Source organism: Catellatospora sp. NPDC049133 (assembly GCF_040648455.1).
In the GTDB taxonomy this organism is placed as follows: Bacteria; Actinomycetota; Actinomycetes; order Mycobacteriales; family Micromonosporaceae; genus Catellatospora; species Catellatospora aurea.
Map to the genome: position 1 here is coordinate 455,879 of NZ_JBEZDT010000001.1, position 9,871 is coordinate 465,749.

A 9,871-nucleotide genomic window follows, 5' to 3' on the forward strand; every position below is an offset into this window, starting at 1 on the left:
CTGCCAAACCGTGATCACGCTGCAGAGCCTCACGCCCGAACTCGACGCCTTCCCGGGCACCGCCTCGGTCTGGTGCGGCCCGCTCGACGGGTCCGCGGTGTTCGCGCGCGCCGAGCACCACCTGCACTACGCGGCCAGCACCATGAAGGTCGGGGTGATGGCGGCCGCCTGGCGGGCCGCCGAGGCCGGCCGGCTCGACCTGGACGCCGAGATCCCCGTGCACAACGAGCACCGCTCCGCCGCGCCGGGCACCCCGGTCTACACCAACGACCCGGCGTACGACAGCGACCAGCAGGTGTGGGACCGGCTCGGCGGCAGCGCGCCGCTGCGCTGGCTGATCGAGCGGATGATCGTGCGCTCGTCCAACCTCGCCACCAACCTGGTGCTCGGCGCGCTGGGCCCCAACGAGCAGGCGTTCGCGCAGGTCAACGAGGTGTGGCAGGTCGCGGGCGCGTCCCGGGCGCACACCGACCGCGGCATCGAGGACTACCCGGCGCGGGAGAGCGGGATCAGCAACGAGGTCACCGCCGCCGACCTGGCCGCGCTGTTCGGCGCGCTGGCCGACGAGCGGCTGGCGTCGGCCGCCGGGTCCGCCGCGATGATCGACGTGCTGACCGCCCAGCAGTGCCGCGACGACCTGCACCTGGGCCTGCCCGCGGGCACCCGGGTGGCGCTGAAGAACGGCTGGGTCACCGGTGAGCGGCACAGCAGCGCGCTGATCTTCCCGCCGGACGCCGCGCCGTACCTGCTGGCGGCCTGCACCACCGGCGAGGTGTCCGACGCGGACGCCTGCGCGCTGCTCGGCCGCATCGCGGCGGCGAGCTGGGCGCAGCTCGGCGCGAACTGACCGCCACCCTGGTCAGTCGTTACCGATCGGTGCTTCTGCAGCATCCGCTTCAGAAGTAGGGTCGAAAGCGTGTCGATCACCGCAGTTCGCACGCGCCGGATCTCCGCGCCGCTGCACACCCCGTTCGTGACCGCGCTGCGCCGGGCCACCGCCGTGGAGACGCTGCTGGTGGAGGTGGTCGACGCCGACGGGCGGTCCGGCTTCGGCGAGGCCCCGCAGGTCTGGGCGGTGACCGGGGCGAGCCTGGCCGGCTCGCAGGCCTGCGTCGAGGAGATGATGGCCCCGCTGCTGCTGGGCCGCGACCCCGACGACCTGGCCGCCCGCTGCCGCGACATGGCCCGCGCCGTGGTGGGCAACGAGGCCGCCAAGATGGCCGTCGAGATCGCCCTGCACGACCTGGCCGCGCGCCGTCTGGACATTCCGCTGGTACGCCTGCTCGGCGGCACGAACCTGACGGTGCCCACCGACGTGACGCTGTCCGCGGGCGAGGCGGGCGCGCTGGCCGTCGCCGCCAAGCAGCGCCTGGCCGAAGGCTTCACCGTGCTGAAGCTCAAGGTCGGCACCGACGCCGCAGGCGACCTGGCCCGGATCCGCGCCGTGTGCGACGCCCTGGAGCCCGGCCTGAGGCTGCGCCTGGACGCCAACCAGGGCTGGACCCCGCGCGAGGCGGTGACCATCGTCAACCGCATCGCCGCGCTGGACCTGCCGGTCGAGCTGGTCGAGCAGCCCGTCGCCCGGCACGACCTGGACGGCCTGGCCTGGGTCAGCGCCCGCGCCGACCTGCCGATCATGGCGGACGAGTCGGTGTTCGGCCTGCGCGACCTGGTCGAGGTGATCCGCCGCCGGGCGGCCGACCTGGTCAACGTGAAACTCGCCAAGAGCGGCGGGCTCACCGTGGCCCGTACGCTGCTGGAGCTGGCCACCGCCCACGGCCTGGGCACCTGCGTGGGCTCCATGATGGAGGGCCCGGTCGGCATCGGCGCGGCGGCGAGCCTGGTCGCGGCCCATCCGACCACGGTCGTCAGCGACCTCGACGCGGCCTGGTGGCTGTCGGCCTCGCCGGTCTCCGGCGGCATCCGCTACGAGGGCGCCACGGTGGTCCTGCCCGACGCCCCCGGCCTGGGTGTGTCGCTGCCGAGTCCGGGCTCGGCCGAGTGATTCGCGAGGTGTCCGCATGAAGATCGCCACGGTGACCGCCCCGGTGGCGACCCTCTGGTCCCGCCCCGACGCGCCTCGCCCGGGCGTCGACGCGGCGGCCCTCGGCCCGCAGTGCGACCTCCGGTCCTGGGCGGCCGGCCTCGACGACACCGGCCGCCTGTACGACGGCGTGCTCACCCAGCTGCTGCACGGCGAGCCGGTGCTGATCGAGGAGATCCGCGACGGCTGGGCCCGCGTGGTCGCCACCGCGCAGCCCGCAGCCAGGCTCGACCCACGCGGTTACCCCGGCTGGCTGCCGCTGGACCAGCTCAGCGTGCGCGAGTCCGCCGACGGCGGCACGGAGGTCGACGGCCTCGCCGCGCTGGAGGTGGCCCGTGCCTGGCTCGGTGTCCCCTATGTCTGGGGCGGGCTGACCCCGTACGGCATCGACTGCTCCGGCCTGGTCCACCTGGCCTTCCGCCAGCTCGGCGTGACCACGCCCCGCGACGCCTACGACCAGCACGCCGCCGCCGCCGACGTGCCGCTGGGCGCCGAACGCCCCGGCGACCTCTACTTCTTCTCCCGCCCTGACGGCCGCATCCAGCACGTCGGCTTCGTGACCACCCCACCGACCCCCGACGGCCGTCGCCACATGCTCCACGCCTGCGGCGACGCCTACGCCGTCGTCGAAGAACAACTCCGCCCCAACCGCGTCGCCACCCTGGTCAGCGCCGGCCGCCTCACCCCCTGACCTCCCCCACCCCGCGACGATCTTGTGCGAACCGTGGGTACGACACGAGCGAAGCGGTCATAGCGGGAACAGTTCACGCAAGATCATCGCGATCATGGGCATAAGAGCGCCCCGCCCGGCGGACCGGGGCGGGGCTCTCTGGGGTGCGGACGCGGGTCAGCCCACCGGGGTGGGGGACTTCTCCTCGTGGTTGTTCTTGGCCTCGCGGGAGGACTTGATCAGGCTGGCGACCGTGGCGATGGCCAGGATGCCGATGATCACGCCCAGCGAGACGCCGATGCTGATGTGCGGGACCGCGGTGATGGGCTCGCCGCCGTTGATGAACGGGACGTTGTTGCCGGCCAGGGCTTCCATGATCAGCTTCACGCCGATGAAGCCGAGCACCGCGGCCAGGCCGAGCGACAGGTAGACCAGCCGGTCCAGCAGGCCGCCGAGCAGGAAGTACAGCTGGCGCAGGCCCATCAGGGCGAACACGTTCGCGGTGAAGACCAGGAACGGCTCCTTGGTCAGGCCGAAGATCGCGGGGATGGAGTCGAGCGCGAAGATCAGGTCGGTCGTGCCGATGGCGATCATCACGATGAGCATCGGGGTGAAGAAGCGCTTGCCGTTCTGCACCACGGTCATCTTCGCTTCGTTGTACTCCTTGCTGATCGGCAGCACCCGGCGGCTCCACCGGATCAGCGCGTTCTCCTTGAAGTCCGACTCGTCGCTCTCACCGTGCTTGGTGAGCGTGTACGCGGTGTAGATCAGGAAGACGCCGAAGATGTAGAACACCCACACGAACCGCGACACCAGCGCAGCGCCTGCCGCGATGAACGCGCCACGCATGATCAGCGCCAGCACGATGCCGATGAGCAGCACCTTCTGCTGATAGATCCGGGGCACCGCGAACCGGCTCATGATGATCACAAAGACGAACAGGTTGTCCACGGAGAGGCTGTACTCGGTGACCCAGCCGGCGAAGAACTCCTGGCCGTACTGCGAGCCGTGGTTGTAGAAGATCCAGGCGCCGAACGCGCAGGCCAGTGCGACATAGAAGACCACCCAGCCGGTGGCCTCCTTCATTGAAGGCTCATGCGGGCGCCGCCCGATGATCATCAAGTCGAAGGTCAGCAGCGCCAGCAACCCGATCAGGGTGGCGGCCCATTCCCAAGTGGACACGTTCATATGAACAGACCTCCGGTCGGCATCATTTTTGCCCCGGAGGTCTCTCCTGCCACCGGTGTGCCACCGATGACCGACGATGCCGGGATCACACCAGGCCTATGGTGGCCGGGGGGAGCCGTGCTGACGACACCGTCGTGAGGGATACTCCCCTCCCGCGTCTCTCTATTGTTTACCACGCGAACCTGTAAACCCAGACGGGGTCGCCCGCACGGGCGGACGATCGGGTCATCCGGGACATCCGGCCAGGTCAGCCAAGTGGTGCAGCCAGCCTCCAGCCCGCGCTCAGCACCTGCTCGCACGCCGCCACCGCCGTCCTCAACCGCACCTCGTGTGATCCGGACAACTCCACGACCGGCGCGGCCGAGCCCGCGAGCACCTCGCGGAACCGGCCGGTCATCCAGCCGCGCAGGTGCTCCCCGTCCCGCAGCCCGTCGTCGTCGAAGGCGACCCCGACAGGCGAGGTCAACAGGTACAGATCAGGACGCCGGGCCAGCGCGCGCACCTGCGATGACGAACTGCCCAGGTAACGCTCTTCCCAAACCTGGGTCGCCAGGGCGTCGGTGTCGGAGATCAACAGCGGCGAGCCCGACCGGGCGGCCGCGTCCTCGGCGGCCGACTGCGCCCGTGCCACCTCGACGAAGTCGGCACGGTCCCAGGTCACGTCGAACACCGTGGCCGCCGGATCGGCCGCCTGGAGCAGGTCCAGTTTGCGGGCGGTCAGCTCCCGGCCGTACTCGGCGACCCAGCGGGTGGACGCCCAGACCCCGCCGCGCGCGGCGTAGTGCTCCGCGAGCGCCGCGGCCATCGTGGTGGTGCCCGTCGACTCGGCCCCCAGCACGACCACCCGGCGGGTGAACCAGGCCCGCACCGGGGCCGACAGCAGGTCCCAGTGCGCCACCGGGTCGGCGCGCACCGCGGTGCCCGACACCGGGCAGGCCACGCGGGGCGTGTCGACCTCCACGTGCACCGCCCCGAACCGGCGGGCCAGCTCGTCGCCGTACTTCTCCGAACTGAACACGGCGTCCACGGGGCGGTCGCCGACCGCCTCGCGGAACACGGCGCAGTGCCCGTCCCACACCGCCGGATCGTCGTAGTCGACCCGCAGGTCGTCGTAGCGGCCCGCGAAGCGCACCCACGGGGTGTCCGCGTGCTCCTCGCGCAGCCAGTCCAGCCGGGTGTCCAGCGGGATCGACTCCTGCCGCGACGGCGCGACCACCACGGTGACGGCCGCGCAGGCCGCGGCGGCCGTCCGGATCAGCAGGTGGTGGCCGGCGTGCGGTGGGTAGAACTTGCCCACCACCATGCCGTGGGCATACGGGCGGGTCATGCCGCCACCGGTTCGGCCACCCGGGCCCGCAGCGCGTTCTGCCAGGCCAGCAGGCCCGCCACGCACAGGCCCAGGAACACCACGTAGAGCGCTCCGGTCAGCCACAGGTCCTTGTAGAGGTAGAGCGGGATGTAGATCAGATCCGCGATGATCCAGATCCACCAGCTCTCCAGCTTCTTGCGGGTCTGCAGGTACGTCGCGACGAGCGAGAGCACCGTGGTCAGCGCGTCGGGCAGCGGCACCGTCGAGTCGGTGACCCGGTCCAGCATCAGCCACAGCCCGGCGGTCGCCGCCACGCCCGCCACCGCGAGCACCGTCCATTCGCCGCGGGTGGTCCGCGACACCTCCAGCCGGCCGCCGCGCTCCCCGCCGCGTTGCCACTGCCACCAGCCGAGCAGCCCCAGCGCCACGTAGACCACCTGCAGGCTCGCGTCGGCGTACAGGCCGTAGGTGACGAACACCACGCCCAACAGCACCACGTTGAGAATGCCGACGGCCCAGTTGGCGACGTTCTGGCGCACCAGCAGCCACACGTTGAGCACCCCGGTGCCGAAGCCGAGCACCTCGGCCCAGGTCATCGGCGTGCCGGCCACGGTGAGAGCGGTGCTGAGCAGCCAGTCGAGCATGGGCGACACCCTAGGGCACCCATGCCAGGGCCGGACGGCCGTGCGAGGATCATCGACATGGTGCTAGAGATCGCCCAGATCGACGTCCTGCCCGGCCAGGAGGACGGCTTCGCCGCCGCGTACGCGCAGGCCCGGCCCATTCTCGCCGACACCGAGGGGTGCCTCACCACGCGGATGACCCGCGGTGTCGAGTCGCCGTCGCGCTTCGTGCTGCTGGTCGAGTGGGAGTCGGTCGAGGCGCACGTGGAGAACTTCCGCAACACGGACCGCTTCACCCAGTGGCGCACGATCCTCAGCCCGTTCTTCGCCAAGCCGCCGTTCGTCGAGCACTACGCCGACCTGGCCGGTGAGTGACGCGCGCTGAGCCCGGCCGCTTGCGCACCGCCGACATGACCGACCGCACCCTCACCACCGCCGACGGCGTACGGATCGACGCCCACCACGACCCGGGTGACCCCGGGCTGGCGATCGTCGTCGCGCACGGCTTCACCGGCTCCTGGCGGCGCGAGGCCGTCCGCCGCGCCGCCGGGGTCTTCGGCCGGAACGCCGGTGTGATCAGCTTCGACTTCCGGGGCCACGGCCGTTCCGGCGGCCTGTCCACGGTCGGCGACCTGGAGATCCACGACGTCGAGGCGGCCGTCGCCTGGGCCCGTGAGCTGGGTTACCGCCGCATCGTCACCGTCGGCTTCTCCATGGGCGCGTCCGTCGTGGTCCGGCACGCGGCGCTGCACCGCGGCGTCGACGCCGTGGTGGCCGTCAGCGGGCCGGCCCGCTGGTACTACCGGGGCACCCCGCCGATGCGGCGGGTGCACTGGGTGCTGGAACGGCGGCTGGGACGGCTCGTCGGCCGGGTCGCGCTGCGCACCCGGATCGCGTCCGGCGGCTGGAACCCGGTGCCCGACCCGCCGTACGCCGTGGCCGGGCTGATCGCCCCGATCCCGCTGCTGGTCGTGCACGGTGACGCCGACGCGTACTTCCCCGTCGAGCACGCCGAGCAGCTCTACGGCAACGCCGCCGAGCCCAAGGAGCTGTGGCTGGAGTCCGGCTTCGGCCACGCCGAGAACGCCGCCCCCGACGAGCTGCTGGAACGCATCGGCGCATGGGCGCTCGCGCGCGCCCGGAACTGATCCGGGCAGCTCATTCAGGGGCTGCGCGCGCACCGTCCGTCCAACTAGGTTGGTGGACATGAACGGGGACGAACGACTGACCCGCGCCGGCGAGTCGTACGAGAACGCCGTCTTCGGCGGCGACACCACGGCGACCGAGCCCGCCCACCGCGACCTGGACAGCCTCGAAGCCGACCTGTCGCTGGCCCGCGGCCGCCTGCTGCACGCCGACTTCCTGCACCGGCGCGAGGAGGACCCGGGCGAGTTGCCCGCATTCGAGCGCGCCGCGGAACTCTACGCCCGGCTCGGCGACGCGCGCGGCGAGTGCGAGGCGCTGTTCTGGCTCGGCTGCTTCCACCAGGTGGTGCGCGACGACGCCGACACCGCCCGGCCGCTGCTGCAGCGCTCCTACGACCTGGCCCAGCACAGCGGTGACGAGCTGACGCGGTCGTACGCGGTGCGCCACCTGGGCTTCGCCGACCTGGAGGCGGGCGACCGCGCGAGTGGCCGGGAGAAGCTGGAGGAGTCCGCCCGGATCCGCCAGGAACTGGGATTCCTGCCGGGCCTCGCGGCGGCGCAACTGGCACTGGGCCAGCTCGCCTACGAAGAGGGCCGCGACGAGGAGGCGGCGGAGCTGCTCGAACAGGCCCGCACCGCGGCTGCCCGCAGTCGCGCCCACGGGGTGCTCGCCTGGATCGACGCGGCCCGCGTCCGGATCTGACCGGCCACCACCCGTCCCCGCTACGGCGACATGGCCGAAACGCCGTCGCGGGAGCCGACGTATCGGCTCCCGCGACGGTCTCGGCCGCGTGCGGACCGTTCTGCCCGCCGCGGACCGGTCATCTGGTCGCCGCCATGACGGCGACCAGATGGTTGCGGACGGCCTGCAGGGCATCGCCGGACGTGCTCCAGCCCGTCTCGGCGGCAATGCGCCGCTGCTCGGCCATCAGCGATCGCGCCGCTACCGCCTCGTCCGGCGACTGCGCGCGGCTGTGCCTGGCTTCGGTCATCGAAACCTCCTCGGTGTCTGCCGAGGGCGCCGACACCGGCAGCGAAGCAGCCCGGAGTACGCGGTTCACGAACCGCCCCACTGCATGTGGGCGTCGCGCCGACCCCGCGAGGAGAACGGCGATCCACATCGATCGCCTGTCGCGGAATCAGCCCGCCCTTGCCACTCCTATTGCCGCATCGTCGATGCCGAAACCTTTCACCCGCCTCATTCGCCGCGCATGGGCTCCACGCCGCGACCCGGCGGGGTCAGGCCGGGCGGGCGAAGCGGGCGCGGCGGCCCAGGGTGGTGAAGCCGAGGCGGTGGTAGAGCGTGGCCGCGCCGGGGTTGTTCACGTTCACGTCGAGCAGCATCTCGGACGCGCCGTCCGTGGCGGCCGCCCGCAACGCGGCGACGGTGAGGGCCGCGCCGACGCCCTGGCCGCGCGCCGCGGGCGTGGTGCCGACCTGCACCAGCCAGCCGTCGCCGCAGACCACGAAGCCGAGGTCGCTGCCGTCGGGGCCGACCGCGAGCAGCGACCACGGCGGCCGGAAGTCGTCGTCGACCAGCCAGCCGGTCCACTGGTCCAGGTCCCAGTCCGGGAAGCCGGGCCGGTCCGCGAACGCCGCCCGGTAGGCGGCGTGGAACCGGCTCACCGTGTCCGGGGCCCAGCCGACGAGGTGTACGCCGTCGGGCGGTGGGATGTCGGGGATCTCCTTGAGGTCGTGGCGCATCACGTCCTCGGCGAAGGTCTGGGTCAGCCCGCGGCCGGCGAACAGGGCCGCGGCGGCGTCGGTCAGCGACTCGGTCTCGATGACCTCCGCCCCGGCCAGGCACCAGTCCAGCGCGGCGGCCCCCAGGCCGCGCCCGCGGGCGGCCGGGTCGACCAGCGCGGTGCCGGTGACGGTGCTGCCGGTGGGCCGGATCGCGGCGGCGGCGACGAGCGTGCCGTCCGGGTCGTACGCGCCGATGGCGAGCCCGCCCTCGGCGGCGTACCGCCGTCCGGTGAAGCCCTCGCCCGCGGCCAGCGGCAGGCCGCCGTCGACGGCGAGGCACCGGGCGGCCAAGCGGGACACGGCCGGCACGGCGTCGGCGGCCAGCGGGGCGAAGAGAGCGTCAGCGTCGGTCACGGGACGCGAGCCTAGACGAGTTCGGGACGGGCGGCACTGGATTTGCCCTGTCAGCATGGACAGCCGTGGACACCCCCTCCCCGACCGCCCGGCTGCCCCGCGGCCACCTGGTCGCGCTGCTGGTCTTCGCCGTCATCGTCGCCGTGTCGTGGTGGCGGCCCCGCTGGCCCGTCGAGCAGGCACTGCACCACAGTCTCACCGTGCTGGCCGTGGCCGGGCTGCTGCTCGCGCAACGGCGGCTGCGGCTGCCACTCGGCTCGTTCGTGCTGGTGCTGGTATTCCTGACGCTGCACACGGTGGCCGCCCGCTGGATCTACTCGTACGTCCCGTACGAGCAGTGGTGGCAGGCGGTCACCGGGATCGCCCCGTCCGGCGGGCGCAACCACTTCGACCGGCTGGTCCACTTCGGATACGGGCTGCTGCTGGCTCCCGCGCTGGTCCTCGCCTGGCGCGAGCGCGGCGCGGGGCGCGGCCGGGCCTGGCTGCACGCGGTGCAGGTGATCGTCTCGACCGGCGCGCTGTACGAGCTGTTCGAGTGGGGCATCGCGCTGACCCTGGCCCCGGACGCCGCCGAGGCCTACAACGGCCAGCAGGGTGACCTGTGGGATGCCCAGAAGGACATGGCCCTGGCCCTGCTCGGCGCGGCCCTGGGCGCGACTGCCGCCGCGCTGCGGCCCGGCCGGGAGGCATAGGACTGTGCGGGCCTACATCTTTTTTGATGTGGGCACATCAAAAAAGATGTAGGCCCGCCCGGGGGGGTGTGACGCCCTGGGGCAGGCGCTGGCGTTGTGG

At 72.4% G+C, this 9,871-nt stretch carries 12 protein-coding genes; 7 read left to right on the top strand and 5 right to left on the bottom strand.

The genetic code is table 11. From position 1 onward, the window contains the following. Positions 1 to 10 precede the first annotated feature (10 nt). From AB0B35_RS02085 to AB0B35_RS02095, 3 genes are all read left to right on the top strand, one after another. Positions 11 to 847 carry a serine hydrolase gene (locus tag AB0B35_RS02085; RefSeq protein ID WP_361039568.1) on the top strand — a complete coding sequence of 279 codons (837 nt, stop codon included), beginning with the start codon at positions 11 to 13 and terminating at the stop codon, positions 845 to 847. A gap of 69 nt (positions 848 to 916) precedes the next feature. Beyond that, on the top strand, positions 917 to 2,005 hold the full coding sequence (locus AB0B35_RS02090) for a dipeptide epimerase (RefSeq protein ID WP_361039570.1): 1,089 nt from the start codon (positions 917 to 919) through the stop codon (positions 2,003 to 2,005). Between the two features lie 16 nt (positions 2,006 to 2,021). After that, positions 2,022 to 2,735, top strand: a complete 714-nt coding sequence (locus tag AB0B35_RS02095; protein ID WP_361039572.1) for a C40 family peptidase — start codon at positions 2,022 to 2,024, stop codon at positions 2,733 to 2,735. A 156-nt stretch (positions 2,736 to 2,891) separates the two neighbouring features. On the opposite strand, the gene AB0B35_RS02100 is transcribed toward AB0B35_RS02095, so the two are convergent. The 3 genes from AB0B35_RS02100 to pnuC form a co-directional block, all read right to left on the bottom strand. Then, positions 2,892 to 3,902: a TerC family protein gene (locus AB0B35_RS02100; protein ID WP_361039574.1), complete on the bottom strand. Its 1,011-nt coding sequence runs from the start codon at positions 3,900 to 3,902 to the stop codon at positions 2,892 to 2,894. A gap of 247 nt (positions 3,903 to 4,149) precedes the next feature. Further along, positions 4,150 to 5,229, bottom strand: a complete 1,080-nt coding sequence (locus tag AB0B35_RS02105) for an AAA family ATPase (protein WP_361039577.1) — start codon at positions 5,227 to 5,229, stop codon at positions 4,150 to 4,152. Further along, on the bottom strand, positions 5,226 to 5,855 hold the full coding sequence (pnuC, locus tag AB0B35_RS02110) for a nicotinamide riboside transporter PnuC (protein WP_361039580.1): 630 nt from the start codon (positions 5,853 to 5,855) through the stop codon (positions 5,226 to 5,228). The genes AB0B35_RS02105 and pnuC overlap by 4 nt, the downstream gene beginning before the upstream one ends. 57 nt (positions 5,856 to 5,912) lie before the next feature. On the opposite strand from pnuC, the gene AB0B35_RS02115 reads away from it, so the two are divergent. From AB0B35_RS02115 to AB0B35_RS02125, 3 genes are read left to right on the top strand one after another with little or no spacing between them, the layout of a single operon-like run. Continuing rightward, complete coding sequence (locus tag AB0B35_RS02115; protein WP_361039583.1) at positions 5,913 to 6,209, top strand: antibiotic biosynthesis monooxygenase family protein; 297 nt, start codon at positions 5,913 to 5,915, stop codon at positions 6,207 to 6,209. Between the two features lie 35 nt (positions 6,210 to 6,244). Further along, positions 6,245 to 6,982 carry an alpha/beta fold hydrolase gene (locus tag AB0B35_RS02120; protein ID WP_361039586.1) on the top strand — a complete coding sequence of 246 codons (738 nt, stop codon included), beginning with the start codon at positions 6,245 to 6,247 and terminating at the stop codon, positions 6,980 to 6,982. A gap of 58 nt (positions 6,983 to 7,040) precedes the next feature. Beyond that, the gene (locus tag AB0B35_RS02125) at positions 7,041 to 7,682 is read left to right on the top strand and encodes a hypothetical protein (protein ID WP_361039589.1); all 642 of its coding nucleotides are present in this window, start codon (positions 7,041 to 7,043) and stop codon (positions 7,680 to 7,682) included. Between the two features lie 118 nt (positions 7,683 to 7,800). On the opposite strand, the gene AB0B35_RS02130 is transcribed toward AB0B35_RS02125, so the two are convergent. Then, positions 7,801 to 7,971: a hypothetical protein gene (locus AB0B35_RS02130; protein WP_361039592.1), complete on the bottom strand. Its 171-nt coding sequence runs from the start codon at positions 7,969 to 7,971 to the stop codon at positions 7,801 to 7,803. Positions 7,972 to 8,218: 247 nt separating this feature from the next. Beyond that, entirely contained in the window at positions 8,219 to 9,079 is an 861-nt protein-coding gene (locus AB0B35_RS02135; protein WP_361039595.1) for a GNAT family N-acetyltransferase, read from the bottom strand. A 65-nt stretch (positions 9,080 to 9,144) separates the two neighbouring features. Here AB0B35_RS02135 and AB0B35_RS02140 point away from each other — a divergent pair, with 65 nt between their 5' ends. Next, complete coding sequence (locus AB0B35_RS02140; protein WP_361039597.1) at positions 9,145 to 9,771, top strand: DUF2238 domain-containing protein; 627 nt, start codon at positions 9,145 to 9,147, stop codon at positions 9,769 to 9,771. The last annotated feature ends 100 nt before the right edge of the window (positions 9,772 to 9,871 follow it).